General features: G+C 41.6%; 16 protein-coding genes and 2 pseudogenes. 14 read left to right on the top strand and 4 right to left on the bottom strand.

Annotated features, from left to right (window positions below; translation table 11 throughout):
* Positions 1-2: 2 nt before the first annotated feature.
* The 5 genes and pseudogenes from FFL34_RS04815 (at position 3) to trpB (ending at position 5,715) form a co-directional block, all read left to right on the top strand.
* A pseudogene (locus FFL34_RS04815) lies at positions 3-937 on the top strand (ABC transporter permease subunit).
* Between the two features lie 23 nt (positions 938-960).
* Entirely contained in the window at positions 961-1,905 is a 945-nt protein-coding gene (rbsB, locus tag FFL34_RS04810; RefSeq protein ID WP_138601975.1) for a ribose ABC transporter substrate-binding protein RbsB, read from the top strand.
* Positions 1,906-2,029: 124 nt separating this feature from the next.
* The gene (locus tag FFL34_RS04805; protein WP_138601973.1) at positions 2,030-2,341 is read left to right on the top strand and encodes a hypothetical protein; all 312 of its coding nucleotides are present in this window, start codon (positions 2,030-2,032) and stop codon (positions 2,339-2,341) included.
* A 379-nt stretch (positions 2,342-2,720) separates the two neighbouring features.
* A complete protein-coding gene (gene pruA, locus FFL34_RS04800) occupies positions 2,721-4,268 on the top strand; it encodes an L-glutamate gamma-semialdehyde dehydrogenase (protein WP_138601971.1) in 1,548 nt (515 codons plus the stop codon).
* Positions 4,269-4,542: 274 nt separating this feature from the next.
* Positions 4,543-5,715, top strand: coding sequence for a tryptophan synthase subunit beta (trpB, locus tag FFL34_RS04795; protein ID WP_138601969.1), 1,173 nt, complete (start codon positions 4,543-4,545; stop codon positions 5,713-5,715).
* A 111-nt stretch (positions 5,716-5,826) separates the two neighbouring features.
* On the opposite strand, the gene FFL34_RS04790 is transcribed toward trpB, so the two are convergent.
* From FFL34_RS04790 to FFL34_RS04780, 3 genes are all read right to left on the bottom strand, one after another.
* Positions 5,827-6,816 (bottom strand): ABC transporter substrate-binding protein, encoded by a 990-nt coding sequence (locus tag FFL34_RS04790; RefSeq protein ID WP_138601967.1) that lies wholly within the window; start codon positions 6,814-6,816, stop codon positions 5,827-5,829.
* A 66-nt stretch (positions 6,817-6,882) separates the two neighbouring features.
* A complete protein-coding gene (locus FFL34_RS04785) occupies positions 6,883-7,644 on the bottom strand; it encodes an ABC transporter permease (protein WP_138601965.1) in 762 nt (253 codons plus the stop codon).
* On the bottom strand, positions 7,628-8,410 hold the full coding sequence (locus FFL34_RS04780; protein WP_138601963.1) for an ABC transporter ATP-binding protein: 783 nt from the start codon (positions 8,408-8,410) through the stop codon (positions 7,628-7,630). Before FFL34_RS04780 ends, FFL34_RS04785 begins: the two co-directional genes overlap by 17 nt.
* A 238-nt stretch (positions 8,411-8,648) precedes the next feature.
* On the opposite strand from FFL34_RS04780, the pseudogene FFL34_RS04775 reads away from it, so the two are divergent.
* Positions 8,649-8,855 (top strand): annotated as a pseudogene (locus tag FFL34_RS04775) (bifunctional hydroxymethylpyrimidine kinase/phosphomethylpyrimidine kinase); the annotation flags it as partial.
* A gap of 62 nt (positions 8,856-8,917) precedes the next feature.
* Here the strand turns inward: FFL34_RS04775 and FFL34_RS04770 are convergent.
* Positions 8,918-9,967 (bottom strand): dipeptidase, encoded by a 1,050-nt coding sequence (locus tag FFL34_RS04770; protein ID WP_138601959.1) that lies wholly within the window; start codon positions 9,965-9,967, stop codon positions 8,918-8,920.
* 243 nt (positions 9,968-10,210) lie between these two features.
* On the opposite strand from FFL34_RS04770, the gene FFL34_RS04765 reads away from it, so the two are divergent.
* The 8 genes from FFL34_RS04765 to lacA all read left to right on the top strand — a co-directional run bounded on the left by FFL34_RS04765 (position 10,211) and on the right by lacA (position 17,006).
* Positions 10,211-10,927 (top strand): GntR family transcriptional regulator, encoded by a 717-nt coding sequence (locus FFL34_RS04765; protein ID WP_234031426.1) that lies wholly within the window; start codon positions 10,211-10,213, stop codon positions 10,925-10,927.
* Positions 10,928-11,558: 631 nt separating this feature from the next.
* Entirely contained in the window at positions 11,559-12,038 is a 480-nt protein-coding gene (gene agaV / locus FFL34_RS04760) for a PTS N-acetylgalactosamine transporter subunit IIB (RefSeq protein WP_138601955.1), read from the top strand.
* Positions 12,039-12,063: 25 nt separating this feature from the next.
* Entirely contained in the window at positions 12,064-12,840 is a 777-nt protein-coding gene (agaW, locus tag FFL34_RS04755; protein ID WP_138601953.1) for a PTS N-acetylgalactosamine transporter subunit IIC, read from the top strand.
* Positions 12,830-13,645 (top strand): PTS system mannose/fructose/sorbose family transporter subunit IID, encoded by an 816-nt coding sequence (locus FFL34_RS04750; RefSeq protein ID WP_138601951.1) that lies wholly within the window; start codon positions 12,830-12,832, stop codon positions 13,643-13,645. Before agaW ends, FFL34_RS04750 begins: the two co-directional genes overlap by 11 nt.
* A gap of 77 nt (positions 13,646-13,722) precedes the next feature.
* The gene (locus FFL34_RS04745; RefSeq protein ID WP_171046274.1) at positions 13,723-14,142 is read left to right on the top strand and encodes a PTS sugar transporter subunit IIA; all 420 of its coding nucleotides are present in this window, start codon (positions 13,723-13,725) and stop codon (positions 14,140-14,142) included.
* A gap of 291 nt (positions 14,143-14,433) precedes the next feature.
* Positions 14,434-15,609: an SIS domain-containing protein gene (locus FFL34_RS04740; RefSeq protein WP_138601947.1), complete on the top strand. Its 1,176-nt coding sequence runs from the start codon at positions 14,434-14,436 to the stop codon at positions 15,607-15,609.
* A gap of 120 nt (positions 15,610-15,729) precedes the next feature.
* Entirely contained in the window at positions 15,730-16,557 is an 828-nt protein-coding gene (locus FFL34_RS04735) for a DeoR/GlpR family DNA-binding transcription regulator (RefSeq protein ID WP_234031425.1), read from the top strand.
* Between the two features lie 20 nt (positions 16,558-16,577).
* Complete coding sequence (lacA, locus tag FFL34_RS04730; protein WP_138601945.1) at positions 16,578-17,006, top strand: galactose-6-phosphate isomerase subunit LacA; 429 nt, start codon at positions 16,578-16,580, stop codon at positions 17,004-17,006.
* Positions 17,007-17,009: the final 3 nt, after the last annotated feature.

The raw sequence follows: 17,009 nt of genomic DNA, 5'->3' as shown, positions 1-17,009 counted from the left end.
CAATGAAAGCGAAATTGTTCCAAAACTTTTCTAAATTAGGACCGTTAATCGGGCTTATTGTCATGGTAATTTTTTTAAGTGCATTAAGTGAGGACTTTTTTACATTTGATAACATACTTAATTTATTACGACAAATTTCAGTTAACGCGTTAATTGCTTTTGGAATGACGTTTGTTATCTTAACAGCTGGGTTGACTTGTCTGTCGGGTCACTTCTGGCCCTGGGAAGTGCACTGACAGCGGGAATGCTTGCAAGCGGTATGGATCCTTTGCTGGGTGTTTTTCTTGGACTGTTGATTGGACTTGGTTTAGGAGCTGTCAACGGGCTAATTGTCACTAAAGGGAAAGTGGCTCCGTTTATTGCGACACTCGCAACGATGACGATTTACCGGGGTGCGACACTCGTTTATACAGATGGCATGCCGATCACCGGTCTATCGGACAGCTTCGTATTTGAAATGATTGGCGGCGGCTATGTATTTGGCATCCCATTTCCGGCTATTCTTATGCTTGGTGTTTTTCTAATACTTTATTTTATTTTGACAAAAACTGTTTTTGGCCGGCAGGTTTACGCGGTTGGTGGGAATGAGGAAGCATCCGTATTGTCTGGTATTAAGGCTGACCGGGTGAAAATATGGGTGTACTCACTTACCGGGATGCTTTCGGTGTTGGCGGGAATTATTTTAACGAGCCGATTGAATTCAGCACAGCCTACCGCCGGCGAAATGTTTGAACTTGATGCCATTGCAGCAGTAGTTATTGGCGGAACAAGCCTAATGGGCGGACGCGGACGTATCTTTGGGACACTTGTGGGTGCATTGATTATCGGTGTGATCGATAACGGGCTGAACCTATTGAACGTCTCGTCGTTCTATCAGCAGATTGTAAAGGGCGGCGTCATACTACTTGCTGTATTGATGGATAGAAAATCTAAATAATTATGAAAAAGGAGGAATTTAAAATGGCTAAATGGCTAAAAGGATTAGGACTTTTGACAGTGTTAATCCTCGTATTGGGGGCTTGTTCCACGGACGCCCCTGGTTCGTCGAAGGATAAAGGGGACAGTGCAGAAGGGGATTCGGATGATACGGTAAAAATTGGCTTGTCCGTTTCTACGCTAAATAACCCGTTTTTCGTCTCGTTACGTGATGGTGCGGAAGCTGCTGCAGAAAAGGCTGGTCATGACATTGTGGTAACGGATGCACAGGATGATGCCTCTACGCAATTGAGCGACATTGAGGACTTGCTGCAGCAAAATATTGATGTATTATTGGTAAACCCTGTTGATTCTGAGGCTGTTGTAACTGCAATTGAATCGGCAAATGATAAGGATGTGCCAGTAATCACAGTTGACCGTAGTGCAGCTGATGGAGAAGTTGTTACCCACATTGCTTCTGATAACGTATCCGGCGGGGAAATGGCCGGTGAATTCATTGCCGAAAAGCTGGAGGAAAGCGGAAAACTGGTTGAACTTCAGGGGGTACCTGGTGCATCTGCTACAAGAGAACGAGGAGAAGGCTTCCATAATATTGTTGATTCGATGGATGGCCTGGAAGTAGTTGCTCAGCAAACAGCCAACTTTAACCGTTCGGAAGGTTTGAACGTAATGGAGAATATCATCCAGGGTACAGATGTAATGGGTGCTGTATTCGCTCACAATGATGAAATGGCGCTTGGTGCAGTCGAGGCACTTAAATCCAATGGTATGCTAGAAGATGTTCTTGTTGTTGGGTTTGATGCGACAGATGATGCCCGTGCCGCTGTGAAAGAAGGAACCATGGATGCAACCATTGCTCAGCAGCCAAAAGTGATTGGCGAAAAAGCAATTGATGCAGCTGGTAAAGTTGCCAAAGGTAATTCGGTTGATGAATTCATCCCGGTTGAATTGCAATTGGTGACGGAATAGAGTAATTTAGAAAAGCCATGTCACGCGTTGATGTGGCTTTTGTTCGTTAAAAAGTTGAGGAAGCAGCATATTTTGCCGCAAATAAGCCATCCTAAGTTAGAGTTTGTAATGGAGTGTGATAATTATGCGGCAGATCTACATACAGATAACTGTACTCATGCTGGTTTGTCTCTTGTTCAGTTTAAATGAAACAGAAGTGAAATCCTTAGCTGCAGAAGACAGTGGGGCACACAACTGGCAGGAATACAGTACACACGTTGAGACTGTTGATGTTGGTACCCACGAATATACCTTTTGGAGAAATTTTATTGAACATACAGGAACATGCAATATCTCCTACAAATTGAAATCAGTTGTCTATTATTGTGATGTTCATGACCATACGGATGCTAAAATTTTCCATGAGGAAACAATCCACAGCGAGGAGCATAAATAACGTCTTCACAAAAAACAGCTGCTGCAACCAGGAGCTGTTTTTTGTATCGTCAGAAAGTATAAAATATGGATAACCTTATAATAAAAACTCGACATTTGCTATAAGACGAGGATAGGCCTGAGTTTTTCTAAGTATGGTATAAGCTGTGTGTTACTTACATACCGAATGATTATAATTAATATTAACATTATTATTCAATTTTTTATTGCACTGTAGTTTGTTTACAGAAAATAACATGGAGGTGATTACATATAAATACGTACAATAGGATTCGCCTTGTTAGTAATAACAAACGGTTCTGGTTGCGTTTTCAATTAAGAATATAGTAAACTATCTAATGAGTCAAACATAAATCGAAACAGGAGAAGGGGGTATTTTCTTGGTATTGCCATACAAACATGAACCATTTACCGACTTAAACGACGAACAAAACCGTGCCGATTACAAAGCCGCTCTTAAAAAAGTTGAGAGTGAATTAGGCAAAGATTATCCGCTAGTTATAGGCGGCGAAAAAGTCTATACTGATGATAAACTTGTATCCGTCAACCCTGCGAATAAAGAACAGGTGATTGGACGAGCATCCATGGCGACAAAGGAACATGTCGAGAAGGCAATGGATGCAGCGAAAAAAGCATTCGGTGAGTGGAAAAAACGGACTGCTGAGGAACGTGCAGAAGTGCTGTTCAAAGCAGCTGCCATTGCGCGTCGCCGCAAACATGAAATTTCCGCATGGATGTCTTTTGAAGCGAACAAGCCATGGGGCCAGGCTGATGCTGATACAGCAGAAGGTATTGACTTCATGGAATACTACGGCCGTCAAATGATGCGTTTTGGCAAGGGTCGTGAAATTAATGATCGTCCTGGCGAGAATAACACATTCTTCTACCAGCCACTTGGTCCCGGTGTCGTGATTCCACCGTGGAACTTCGCGTTTGCGATTGTTTGTGGAACAACGGTCGGACCGGTTGTAGCCGGGAACCCGGTACTGATGAAACCGTCTGAAAACACACCAGTGATTGCTTATAAAATGGTTGAAATTCTGGAAGAGGCCGGCCTGCCAAAAGGCGTTGTCAACTTCTTGCCGGGCGACCCTGCTGACATTGGTGACTATCTCGTTGACCATAAGGACACCCATTTCATCAATTTCACTGGTTCTCGTGCGACGGGTACACGTATCTACAAGCGTGCATCCGAAATACAAGAAGGTCAGACACATCTGAAACGCGTGGTCGCTGAAATGGGCGGTAAAGATACGATTATTGTTGACAACGACGCTGATTTGGATCTTGCAGCAAAGTCGATTGTCGATTCCGCATTCGGGTTCCAAGGACAGAAATGTTCTGCATGCTCCCGCGCCATCATACATCAGGATGTCTATGATGAAGTACTTGAAAAATCAATCGAACTGGCAAAAGATATCTCTGTCGGCAACCCTGGGGAAGAAGATATTTACATGGGTGCAGTCGTCAACCAGAAGCAGTTTGATAAAATCAAGGATTATATTGAAGTAGGCAAACAGGAAGGCGAACTTGCCTTTGGTGGGGAAACAGACGATTCTAAAGGCTACTTTGTGTACCCAACTATCTTCAAAGATCTCGATCCGGAAGCACGCATTATGCAGGAAGAGATTTTTGGTCCGGTTGTCGGTTTCGCTAAAGCAAAAGACTTTGATGAATTATTGGATATCGCCAATAATACCGAGTATGCTTTGACTGGTGCGGTTATTTCTAATAATCGTGCACACTTAAACCGTGCTCGTTATGAGTTTGAAGTGGGCAACCTCTACTTCAACCGTGGCTGCACCGGCTCGATTGTTGGCTATCAGCCGTTTGGTGGATTCAAGATGTCCGGAACCGACGCCAAAGCTGGAGGACCGGATTACCTGCTGAACTTCTTGGCACCGAAAACGATTTCGGAATCCTGGTAAGTCTGGCAATCTACTAAAAGTGAGTGGTAGTTATTTATACTACCGCTCATTTTTTGTGTCAAACTGTTTTCTTGCTACAGTTCACACTGAAAATGATTTTTATCTGACGAAGAAATGGTTCGGAAGCGGTAATGGATGTGCTGATTCGTTGGGAGCCAATGAGGTAAGCCTGGCGAAAATAGGCATTGCAAAAATCTAGCAGCATGGTAGAATGGTTTGTGAGTATTCAAATAATTAGCATACTTAGATTAGTATAGAGGAGTTGAGTATTGTTATGACGAGCAAGCAAGTACTGGCGGATACGGGTTATTTTGGTGAATTTGGCGGAAGTTATGTACCGGATGACTTGAAACAAGTATTGTCCGATGTTGCTGAGGCATTCGAACACTATCGAAATGATCCTGAATTTGAGGCGGAATTCAACCACTATATGAGTGAATATGTCGGTCGTGAAAACCCGCTAACGTTTGCAGGCAATCTGACCGAAAAAGTAGGCGGGGCAAAAATCTATTTGAAACGGGAAGATTTGAACCATACAGGTGCTCATAAAATTAATAACGTGGTAGGTCAAATTCTTTTGGCGAAGCGGATGGGCGCTGAACGAATTATTGCAGAAACCGGTGCCGGCCAGCACGGTGTTGCAACGGCAACAGCCGCGGCAATGTTTGGTCTTCCATGTACGATTTATATGGGGAAATTGGACACTGAACGACAGGCACTGAATGTCTTTCGGATGGAATTGTTAGGTGCGGAAGTGATTCCGGTAGAAAAAGGGCAAGGACGCCTGAAGGATGCCGTTGATGAGGCACTCGCTGATCTTGTGGAAAACCATGAGAACACATTCTATCTATTGGGATCCGCAGTTGGTCCGCACCCATACCCGAGCATGGTCAAATACTTCCAGTCCGTCATTAGCGAAGAATCCAAACGGCAAATACTGGAGAAAGAAGGTAAACTACCGGCTGCTGTTGTTGCCTGTGTTGGGGGCGGAAGCAATGCGATTGGCGCGTTTGCCCACTATATTGATGAGGAAGGAGTCCGCCTTGTTGGTGCAGAACCAGCAGAGGCACCAACGATTACAGAAGGAGAACCTGCTGTCATTCATGGGTTTAAATGTATTACATTACTTGATGATAATGGTGAACCGAAACCAACCTATTCCGTCGCTGCTGGTCTAGATTACCCAGGAGTCGGGCCAGAACACAGTCATTTGAAGACGACTGACCGCGCTGAATATGTGACTGTATCCGGTGACGATGCGTTCGAAGCATTTCAGGAACTTTCCCAGACAGAGGGCATCATACCAGCACTGGAAAGCTCACACGCAGTAGCCCAGGCGATGAAACTCGCTAAAGAACTACCAAAAGACGACGCGATTATCGTTAACTTGTCCGGACGCGGCGATAAAGATGTCCAGCAAGTATTTGAGAAACTAAGAAAAGCATAAACGAAACAAGCTGCTGACCGCGAATTGGGATCAGCAGCTTGTTTGTGGGCCGTGGGGACAGGGTTACTGTCGTCCCACGTTAATGGATAAAGGATCCCGTCCTCGATGTTTTTACTGAATAAATTCTTTATTGACGAATCCGGTGAAGTCGGGTTTTTCTTTTAGAAATTGCAGGTCATGAGACGAGTTGCCGAATTCTTGGATGGCTTCTTCGTTTACCTGGTAGGTGAAGTTGGTGCGTTTCCAGGCATTTTCTATAACGCTATTTTCTAATTCCTGACCAGTAATATCAGCAATGCTGTTAATCGTGATGTCGATTGCTTCATCCGGATTATTGTTGATATACGCAACCGCCTCTTTATGGGCGTCTATTAGTTTTTGCATTTGCTCACTGCTGTTTTCGGCCATATCAGATGACGTGACAAATACAGCTGCTGGTAATGTTTGACCAAAGGCAACTTCACTGGTCGGGATAACGACGTTGGCATCAACCTTTTCTTCCATGACAGATGCCCACGGTTCAGGTGCTGCTGCAACATCTACATCTCCTTTTTCAAACATCGACTGGTAGCGCGCAGGTGCTCCCGTCACATGTTTCATCGACCCACCCATTTTTTTACGGGTAATCCCTTTTTCTTTCATGTACGTTTCAAATTGAACGTCATGAGTGCAACCGACACGCGGTGTGATGAACGTTTTGCCTTTGATGTCTTTCCACGACTTAATGCCGCTACCGTTGCGGGATACAATAACCGTTCCTCCAGTTGATGAGGCAGCAATTACCTGAACATCCACGCCGGAGATGAAACTGTTCATGGCAGGTCCCGGGCCGACCAAACCGCCTTGAATGTCACCAGAGGCCAATGCTTTCATAAATGTTGAACCATCCGGAAACGTTTTATACTCCACGTTGACATGGTCACCAAGGTGGTCTTTATACATTTCTTTTTGCTTCGCTATCATCGCTGGCGCGTGATTCAAGTTTGGAAAATAGCCGATGGTGACCGTTTCTTTTTCACTATCGCCTGCCTCGCTGTTGCCGCCGCAAGCTCCTAGGGCAAGGAGCGCTCCAATCATAAGCAATCCTACAAGTTTTTTCAATTTGTAATCCCCTTTCAATTAGGTTTTGATAAATTTTCATCTAATATCGATCGTTCGAGCTTCGGATTATGCTGCTTCTTCCATACCCCAACGCTTCAATACTTTATTCTCTATACGCTGGAAAATTAGCTGATCAACGATTGAACCGATAACGCCGATAATGATGATGATCCCGATGACAAGACTCATATTGTTAAAATCGGATGCATAACTGAGGGTATAGCCGAGTCCCGGGCCTGTGCTTAACATTTCCCCGGCCATCAGTGCCCGCCAGCTGAAGGCCCACGCAAGCCGGACACCAGTAACAGCATGTGGAATGGAAGCCGGAACAATCACTTTCATGAACAGATCTATTCCTTTAGACCCCATCGTTCGAGCAGCTTTCAAGTAAATTGGGGCAACATTTTTGATGCCAATGCGCATGTTCATCGTCATGACAAATGTGCCACCGATGATGACGACAAAGATAATAGACGCCTCAGTGAATCCGAACCAGATAATTGCCAGTGGCACCCAGACAATACTTGGAACACTTTGCAACGCCAATATCATCGTACCGAGTGTTTCATCAGCTGTTTTTACTTTGGCAAGCAGAATCCCGAGCAGTGTACCGATCACAAGCGAAACGCTGAGCCCGATGAGAAGGTGCCGGAAGCTGGCCAAGATATCGTAGACAAGCGTCATATCCGCAAATCCGGCATAAATGGTCTTGGCGACGGAAAGTGGGCCGGGAATCATGGAATCGACCCAAAAATCAAGCAGGTAAACGGCTTCCCACAGCAAAATAAGAACAACGAAAAATGAAATCCGTTTAATAATTACCGGCATACTGCAACTCCTCTTTCATGACGTTATCAATTTCTGTTTTTAAAATAGCCATGACTTCTTCCTCAAGCAGTGCCATATCTTTTTGCTGCCTCGGTCTGTTCAGGTCCACTTTAAAATCGGAAATAATCGTTCCCGGCCGTGCACTCATAATGATAATACGGTCTGATAGTTTTATAGCTTCGCGGATGCTGTGCGTCACAAATACAATCGTTTTTCCAGTGTCCATCCAGATTTTTTCCACTTCCTCCTGCAGAACATGGCGCGTCTGCTCATCTAACGCCCCGAACGGTTCATCCATCAAGAGCAGCCCGGAATCCATGGCAAGGGCTCTGGCAATCGCAACACGCTGCTGCATGCCTCCGGAGAGTTCATGCGGATAATTGCTGCCAAATTGACTAAGATGGACCATTTTCAAGTATTGACGGGCGGCTATTTCCCGGTCCTGTTTTGGCATGCTTTTCCGCAACGGGAATGTGACATTTTCTTTCACTGACATCCAAGGAAATAAGGCTGGTTCTTGAAACACCATACTTTTATCAGGACCAGGTTCCGTTATTTCCTGATTGGCAAGCTTCAACGAACCGGAAGATGGTCGCGCCAGTCCGGCAACCATGGATAGCAATGTTGATTTACCGCACCCGGATGGGCCCAGTAAGGATACAAACTCCCCTTCTTCAATGGATAAATGAATGTGTTGTAATGCCTGAAGCGACTGTTCCCCTTGACGATGAAAATACTTGCTAACGTTATTAATATCCAAGCACATGATTAACCCCCTAAACCAATAATCCTTATCATTTTTATCGGAAATATATGTTTTAAGTATTTTACCATGAATATTCAAAAAATCCAATAGGTAAATTGCCAGTGTTTTCACTTCTAACGTCAACATGAGCAGGTTCTGATTCGAGTGGTGGTGCCGGTATATAAACCGGTTTGAAAACGTTTCAGGAACATGGTGTCTATGGGATGACAGCATTAACGTCAATCGTAACGATGGAAAGGATAAACTTGATACAAGCTATAATCATGGTGGGGGATGTACATTTGCCGCAGCCGTGACTGCTAATTTGGCAAATGGCAAACCGGTGAAAGAAGCTGTTGAAAGAGCAAAGGATTTTGTGACGGCAGCCATTGCTCACGGCTGGCAGCTTAATGAACATGGAGGGCCAGTGATGCATGGTGCGTATAATCAATTAGGAAATAACTAAGGTGATCAAAGGACAGGCTCCTGTTTGTACTTATCGGGCCTAGGTGCCTGTCCCTACTGTTTCTATTTCCACGTATCGCGTAATACTCTTACCCAATTTTGGTGGGTGATTTTTTGCAACTCGTTTTCGTGGAAGCCGTGTGCTAGGAGTCGGTTCATTAATTTTGGCAGACCGCTGACGTCGTTCAGGGAATCCGGAATGGTTGTGCCATCAAAATCTGATCCTAATGCAACGTGATCTACCCCGAATTTTTCCGCTATGTAGGTAATGTGCCGGACAATCTCATCCAGCGATATATCTGTTCCAAATCCACAGTCCTCACGCAGCATATTAACAGCATAATTAATCCCGACGACACCGTTCGATTCAGCAATGGCAGCCAGCTGCTGATCGGTTAAATTCCGAGCAATCGGGCTCAGCGCATGTACATTTGAATGCGTTGCAACAAGCGGCGCATCCGTCAGTTTTGCAACATCCCAAAATCCCTTTTCATTAAGATGGGTGTTATCGATCATAATCCCCAACTGGTTGCATTCCCGGACAAGATCTTTTCCCGCGTTAGTGAGTCCGGCGCCGGTATCAGGTGTTGACGGATAGCGGAATGGGACGCCTTCCCCGAACTTGTTCGGCCGGCTCCAAACGATACCGAGTGATCGGAGACCTGCCTGGTAAAGTACATGGAGTGCATCAAAGTTTGTGTCAATCGCCTCGGCCCCTTCTATGTGGAAAATCGCGGCCATGATATCATGTTGCAGGCAATACTGTAGCGTATCAGCGGTTCGCACTACTTGCATACGCCCAGCTGATTGTGCTTTGAGCCGGAATAATCTGGAGGCAAGTGCGTTACTGAATGTAAGTGCCTGCTCATGGCTGATCGGTGGGGGCAGCGGCATATCATAGCCATCTTCTGTTACATAGTTTTCCGGTTCCACTTTATACGCTTCATTTGGTGTGTAAACAGCAAAGAAGCCGCCGGCAAACCCGCCCTTTTTTGCGCGGGGCATATCAATATGTCCTACCGTGCTTTCCGTGAAGAATGATGGTGCATCCCCCGACTCCTGCAGCCTGAGCAGTGTGTCGTTATGTCCGTCGATGATCGGGAATTTTGTCATGATTATCGCTCCTAGTGGTGAGATGATTGAAGTTTCACTTTATTGTATTCTACCATACTTGTTATATTTTGAATCAAGACAATGACTATTTAATACTGTAGCCCTAATTTCACTTTGTCAAAAGAAACCATATTGATAAACACAAATTAATGAAACCCTTTACAAAAATCACAGTGTGTTTTACAATAAAAGTGGTTATAACCACATGAAAAATAATTTGACAAGGTGGTGGGATTACACATATTGATTAAAAGAAGTAGAGTACCTTTATACTTACAATTAATGGAAGAGTTAATTAAAAAGATTGATAATCGAGAATTCCAAGTGAATGAAAAATTACCTTCGGAGCGCGAGTTATGTGATCTGTACGATATGAGCCGGATAACAGTTAGGCAAACACTACAGGAATTGGAACGTGAAGGTTATATATACAAGGCACATGGAAAAGGTACCTTCGTGGCTTCACAATCGTATCATCAAAATTTGATAAATCTATACAGTTTCACTGAAGAAATGAAGTCTTTGGGAAAAAGACCAGTAACTAAGGTTCTTTCATTTCGTGAAATAGAGATTGAAGAAAGGATAGCCACAAAAATGAACCTTGAACCACTCGACGAAGTGTTTCAAGTTGTTCGTTTGAGAATTGCTGATAATGTGCCATTGATGTACGAAACATCCTATTTACCTAAAAAAAACTTTCCAAAATTAACAGAACAAGATTTGAAAGAAAGGCCCATGTATGATGTTTTTAATGAGGATTATCAAATAGTTGTCACTAAAGCTACTGAACGTTTTTCAGCGACAAATGTACGGAAAGAAGAAGCGAAACAACTCCAAATGGAGGAAAACCAACCTGCAATGCTGGTTAAACGCTATGCGTATTACAATCATAATTTGATTGAATATACAGTCAGTGTAGCTCGAGGCGATAAGTTTGATTATACCGTCGAACTAACTTAATTACTTCATTATACTAACAATAAAACGAAGCTATTTTTTAGAATTAAAATTTATTTTTTGATTACTGGTTATGACAACATAACCAAAAATCTGGGACAAGGATTTACAATGACTACTATTTATACTTGCATGCTAATGACCACCGTCTATACAGTAGTCATTAGCTCAAAATTAAAAAGGATGTAGCTGGCGATGCACAAGATTTGCTAGTTTTTACTATAAACAATTGATGAAATTTTACAATTTAGTTTTGAGCGAAATTTACTTTTTAGGATATTTGAACAATTTTCTATAAGGTGGTTCGAATTAATTGCTAGGAAAGTCACGCATTACATGAATCCCACTTGGATTTTTCATGGAACTAAGTCGATTTGGCAAAAAATTTAGCTGTGGTTACGTATGTATCATAGGATTCATATACAAAGATGATATGGATGATTTGCGTGTATTATCAACAGAAGATTAGGTATGAAGGTTAGTAGATTTTTGATAGGAAAGAAAGTGAAAATAGTAGATTAAGTTTCTTACCTATGAAAGCGTTTCTAGTAGTGGCTTAGCTTTATAGTTGTAATCGTTGCTCGAGTATAAGGAATTTGTTAATTAATCTATTTAATATGAGGGGATGACATATATGTCAGATGTAAATTTATTACTAACAAGAATCGATAATCGACTGATTCATGGTCAAGTAGGAGTTACCTGGGTAAATCATATTGGAGCAAATTTGCTGATAGTAGCAAATGATAAGGTTTCTGAAGATGAGGTACAGCAAAATTTAATGGATATGGTTTTACCGGATGTTATTCAAACTCGTTATTTTTCATTGCAAAAAACAATTGACGTTATTCATAAGGCGTCACCGCGTCAAAAAATATTTTTAGTTGTAAGAGATGTACATGATGCTTTGAAACTAAAAGAAGGGGGAGTACCGATAGATTTTATAAATGTTGGAAATTTACATTACGAGGAAGGCAAAAAACAAATTTCTTCAACTGTATCTGTTGATGAAAAGGATATAGAAGCATTTAAACGCCTTGATGAGCTTGGTGTCGAGTTGGACCTACGTAGAGTTCCTAGCGAGAGGGGACGAAATATCATAGATTTATTATAAAAAAAAGCAAAGGGAGGATTTATCCATGTTAACCGAGTCTATATTGATAGCTTTGTGGGCTGGTATTATAGGAATTGACATGTACGTAGGACTAACCCACATTCATCGTCCGGTTGTTTCCGGGTTAGTTGTTGGTTTAATTCTAGGTGATATTACTACGGGATTAATAGTCGGCGGAACATTAGAATTAATTTGGATGGGTATGGTTCCCCTCGCAGGTGCACAACCGCCAAATGTTGTAATTGGAGGAGTTATTGGTACTGCGTTCGGTATTATAGCTGGAGAAGATCCTAAGGCAGCAGTCGGTATTGCTATTCCATTTGCTGTTGCCGTACAAGGATTAATTACATTGCTATTCACATCACTTGCTCCATTGATGCATAAGGCCGATCAATATGCGATGGATGCTAACTATCGAGGTATTGAAAGAATAAACTATCTAGGTGTAGCTCTCCTCTTTTTATTTAATGCGTTTATTGCATTTTTGCCCGTTTTCTTTGGTGCAGAACAAGCGGCCGCGTATGTAGAAAGTGTTCCACAATGGATTATTGACGGTTTATCCGTTGCAGGGGGGATTATGCCAGCGATTGGTTTTGCTATGCTATTAAAGATTATGCTAAAAACCGAATACGTAATGTTCCTAATTATTGGTTTTGTTTTAGCAGCTTATCTAGAGATGCCAATCCTTGCCATTTCTTTAATTGGCCTAGCGATTGCATTGTATGATTTCTTCCAAAATAAGGATAAGCAAGATCCTGATAAACAGGCACCTCGAGAGGAGGAGATTACTGATGGCATCTAATATGTATGAAAATCCTACACCAGCTACGGGAATGAAACCGAAACAATTGCGTCATCTTGTTTGGAGGTCATTACTTCTGCAAGCATCATTCAACTATGAGCGAATGCAAGCGGGTGGATGGCTTTACTCTATTTTACCGGGATTACGTCATATACACAAAAATAAAAAAGATTTGAGTAAAGCAATGAAAGACCATATGGAATTTTTTAATACACACCCTTTTCTTGTAACATTCATTATGGGCGTCATTTTGGCTATGGAAGAGAAAAAGGAAGACAGAGAAGCTATACGTGGTATCAAAGTAGCTACAATGGGGCCTTTGGGTGGTATTGGTGATGCTTTATTCTATCTCACTTTACTTCCAATAACAGCCGGTATAGGGGCCTCGTTGGCAGTTGATGGAAACTTTCTTGGACCGATTGTTTTTGTTCTGATGTTTAATGCTATTCATTTTGGTGCACGTTTTGGTTTAATGACTTACGGTTATAAAGCTGGCGTAAATGCTATTTCTAAATTGAAAGAGGGAACACAACAAGTATCCCGTGCTGCATCAATTGTCGGTTTGTCAGTGGTTGGTGGTTTGATTGCCACGTACGTAAGTTTCCAGATTGATTATGTTTGGAAATCGGGAGAAACGGAATTAAATATTCAGACTGATGTTTTGGATAAAATTATGCCAGCTATGCTTCCATTAGCGTATACCTTGCTAATCTATTGGTTGCTCAAAAAAGGACGCTCACCGTTAACACTTATTGGGCTTACAGTTGTTGTTGGTTTGATTGGATCTTTCTTAGGTATTATGTAAAAAAACTTAAAAGGCTTCTCAACATGCTTGGGAGGCCTGAATATTTGTGAAACTACGATAAAGGAAGGATGGGTAAAATGATTGGTATTATACTCACAGGTCATGGTTCATTTCCTGAGGGATTGTTGAAATCAGTTGAATTGATTGCAGGTGAAGTAAAACAGATAGAAGTTATTCCTTTCGAGGAAGATAAGGATTCTTTAGAGTGCAACATTAAGGATGCGCTTAAAAGGGTTGATACGGGATCTGGTGTGGTGTGTTTTACAGACCTTGCAGGTGGAACACCATTTAACGTAGCTTCAGCGATGAGTTCAACACATGATAATGTGCATGTGGTTGGAGGCACCAATTCCCCAATGTTACTGAGCGGATTATTTCAACGTGAACTTGCAGTTAATGAGTTTGTTGAACTAGTCATGAATGAGGGAAAGGAGAATATTAAGCAGTTTGAAGTAAAAGAAAAAAGACAACCCACTAAAGATGTAGATGGGATATAAATTAAAGTAGGTTTGCAATGACATATTAATGAACGCGACAACGGCCCTTGTACGAGTTTCGAACTTTCGTGCCAAGTTTCTATAATTTCTTGGCAATTAATTTTTATTTTTTAAGCGTAGAGACCCCCGAAATAACCGGACCACTTCTCCAGTCATTGCGTTTTTTGGATTACGGCCATAGCTATTAGAGATAAGTTTGATTATACGGTGGAATTAACTTAAAGTGTTAATTCATAGTGATAAATTGGTTATGACAACATAACCGGTTAAATAGAAAATGGAGGGATAGATATGTTTAACCTAACCACAGAAGAGTTGGAAGTAAACAAGGCCGTTCATACGGCAAAAGAAATTTACCAGCAGCCAAACGTATGGAAAGAGTTGGCGGATATGGTTTTTAAACAAAAAGATGTCTGGAAAGAATTTATTGAATCAATCTATGCAAAACATGAACAAGTTCGAGTTATTTTTACAGGTGCTGGTACGTCCGCTTTTACGGGCGATACACTCGTTCCGGAATTGCGTAAACAAACTGGTGGAAAAGTGACCTTTGAGTCGATTGCTACAACAGATATTGTTTCAAATCCAGAAGCATATCTATTTAAAGAAGTACCTACGATTATGGTGTCTTTTGCACGGTCGGGTAATAGTCCGGAGAGTGTTGCTGCTGTTTCATTAGGAGAACAGCTGATTGATGACTTTTATCAAGTGGTCATAACTTGCAATAAAGAAGGACAATTGGCTACAAATATCAAGCAAGATAAAAATGCGATTACTATACTGATGCCGGATGAAGCGCATGACCAAGGATTCGCGATGACGAGCAGCTTCACGTGTATGATGATGGCAGCTTATGCGGTGTTTACGGAAAAACCTTTTACTGGTAATGGGGCGAAATTACTGATAGCAAATGCAGAGCGTTTCTTGGAGTCTATTACAGACAAAGTTGATAGCATGTTAGATTTTGACTTTTCCCGGATTGTTTACTTGGGGTCCGGCCTTTTAGGACAGCTTTCGCATGAGGCTGCATTAAAAATGCTTGAGTTGTCTGCTGGAAAGGTTGTGGCCGTACACGAATCGTCATTAGGATTTCGTCATGGTCCAAAGTCCATTTTACATGATAAATCGGCAGTCGTTCTTTTTATTTCAAGTGATGCTTACACAAGAAAATATGATATGGATATTTTACGGGAACTGGCTGCTGATGATTCGGGTCTAAAAGTAATTGCTCTTACAGAGAAGCAAGACGAGGAAGTGGATGAGTTGGCAGATTGGGCAATTGCTGCAAATACTAGTGAAGAATCCTTTTCCGGTGATTTTCAATTGTCGTTTATTTACATTTTATTTGCACAATTACTTTCATTAAAGAAATCGTTGCAGTTAGGGATAACCCCCGATAATCCTAGTCCGGATGGGCGTGTGAACAGGGTTGTTCAAGGTGTTAGGATATATGAATACACAGAATAAGAAGAACAAATGTATAACCTGATTTCTTTATATTCAGGGCTGACTTGAAGGCCACGGACAGGAGCCTTTTGGTCAGCCTTTGTTAATTTATGAACAAAAAGTGAATTTGTTGTTTATCTATTGCTAAGAAATCGGTTACAGGTTACAATAGAAATAGAACAAAAGCAAACATTTTCGAACATCGAGGAGGTGATTGTACTGAAAGAAAGCAGAAAGGATGAACTGCTCACAATTATAAATGAAAAGGGTTTTATAAAGGTTACAGATGCCGCCGAGCAATTAGATGTAACAAAAATGACAATCAGGCGGGACCTTGAAGAACTCGAAAATGAGGGTGAACTTCTTAGAGTTCATGGTGGAGCAAAGCAAATAACAAAAGATGACTTTATAGAATTATCCCACTTAGAAAAGGGAGCATTACATGTTAAGGAAAAGAAACATGTTGCAAAAAAAGCTGCAGAACTAATCAAGGAAAATGATACGGTTTTTATTGGTCCCGGAACCACTACTGAATTAATGCAAGAATATATTCAAGTGAATGCAGCAACGATCATCACTAACTCTATATCGATTTTTAACCGATTCCAAGATAAGAAGATGTTTGATGTTGTTCTAATTGGCGGTAGGTTAAGGGAACGAACGAAGTCCTTTGTAGGTTATTTTACTAGTAAGTGGATAAAAGATATTAAAGTTCAAAAATCTTTCATAGGTACAAATGGAATAGCCGGAGGTGACATAACCACCGCTGATGAAGAAGAAGGTGCGTTACAGCGAACAATTATAAGAAACACACAGCAAAATTTCATTGTGACTGATAGTAGTAAATTTGGTGTTCAAGCATTCCAGACGATTTGTTCAGTACAGGATGTTACCGGAATCATAACGGATAGGAAAGTATCTGATGAAACAATAGATTTTTATAAGGAAAAGTGTGACATCATCAATTAGTTAGTATGGGAGGTAATTAAATGAAAGTTGCAATTGGAAATGATTCAAATGGTATTGAATTAAAAGAACATTTGAAAGCACATGTTGAAGAATTAGGTTATGAAGTGATTGATTCAACCCCCGATAAGGATTTTAATCTTTTCGAGGCTGCAACTGAGATTTCAAAAGTTGTTAATGAAGGGAAAGCGGACCGTGGAATTGTCATTGACGAATATGGCGTCGGTTCATTCATGGTTGCTAATAAATATAAAGGCATTGTTTGTGCAAATGTATTTGATGAACATTCAGCTAAAATGACTGTTAGGCACAACAATGCATCAATCATTACCATCGGCTCCGGAATTGTCGGGAAAAAACTAGCTGAGAAAATTTGTGAATCATTTTTACATGCTGAATACGACGGTGGACGTCACCAAATTAGAGTAGATATGCTTAATAAAATGTGTTAGGGA

The sequence above is a fragment of the Lentibacillus cibarius genome, assembly GCF_005887555.1.
In the GTDB taxonomy this organism is placed as follows: Bacteria; Bacillota; Bacilli; order Bacillales; family Amphibacillaceae; genus Lentibacillus; species Lentibacillus cibarius.
Note: the sequence above shows the minus strand (reverse complement) of the source record. Positions and strands in the feature narration are given on the sequence as shown.

Excerpts from the sequence above, each read along its gene's own strand:
- rbsB (WP_138601975.1), top strand. The coding sequence starts at position 961 with ATGGCTAAATGGCTAAAAGGATTAGGACTTTTGACAGTGTTAATCCTC.
- FFL34_RS04805 (WP_138601973.1), top strand. The coding sequence starts at position 2,030 with ATGCGGCAGATCTACATACAGATAACTGTACTCATGCTGGTTTGTCTC.
- trpB (WP_138601969.1), top strand. The coding sequence starts at position 4,543 with ATGACGAGCAAGCAAGTACTGGCGGATACGGGTTATTTTGGTGAATTT.
- FFL34_RS04785 (WP_138601965.1), bottom strand. The coding sequence starts at position 7,644 with ATGCCGGTAATTATTAAACGGATTTCATTTTTCGTTGTTCTTATTTTG.
- FFL34_RS04780 (WP_138601963.1), bottom strand. The coding sequence starts at position 8,410 with ATGTGCTTGGATATTAATAACGTTAGCAAGTATTTTCATCGTCAAGGG.
- FFL34_RS04770 (WP_138601959.1), bottom strand. The coding sequence starts at position 9,967 with ATGACAAAATTCCCGATCATCGACGGACATAACGACACACTGCTCAGG.
- agaV (WP_138601955.1), top strand. The coding sequence starts at position 11,559 with ATGTCAGATGTAAATTTATTACTAACAAGAATCGATAATCGACTGATT.
- agaW (WP_138601953.1), top strand. The coding sequence starts at position 12,064 with ATGTTAACCGAGTCTATATTGATAGCTTTGTGGGCTGGTATTATAGGA.
- FFL34_RS04750 (WP_138601951.1), top strand. The coding sequence starts at position 12,830 with ATGGCATCTAATATGTATGAAAATCCTACACCAGCTACGGGAATGAAA.
- FFL34_RS04745 (WP_171046274.1), top strand. The coding sequence starts at position 13,723 with ATGATTGGTATTATACTCACAGGTCATGGTTCATTTCCTGAGGGATTG.
- FFL34_RS04740 (WP_138601947.1), top strand. The coding sequence starts at position 14,434 with ATGTTTAACCTAACCACAGAAGAGTTGGAAGTAAACAAGGCCGTTCAT.
- lacA (WP_138601945.1), top strand. The coding sequence starts at position 16,578 with ATGAAAGTTGCAATTGGAAATGATTCAAATGGTATTGAATTAAAAGAA.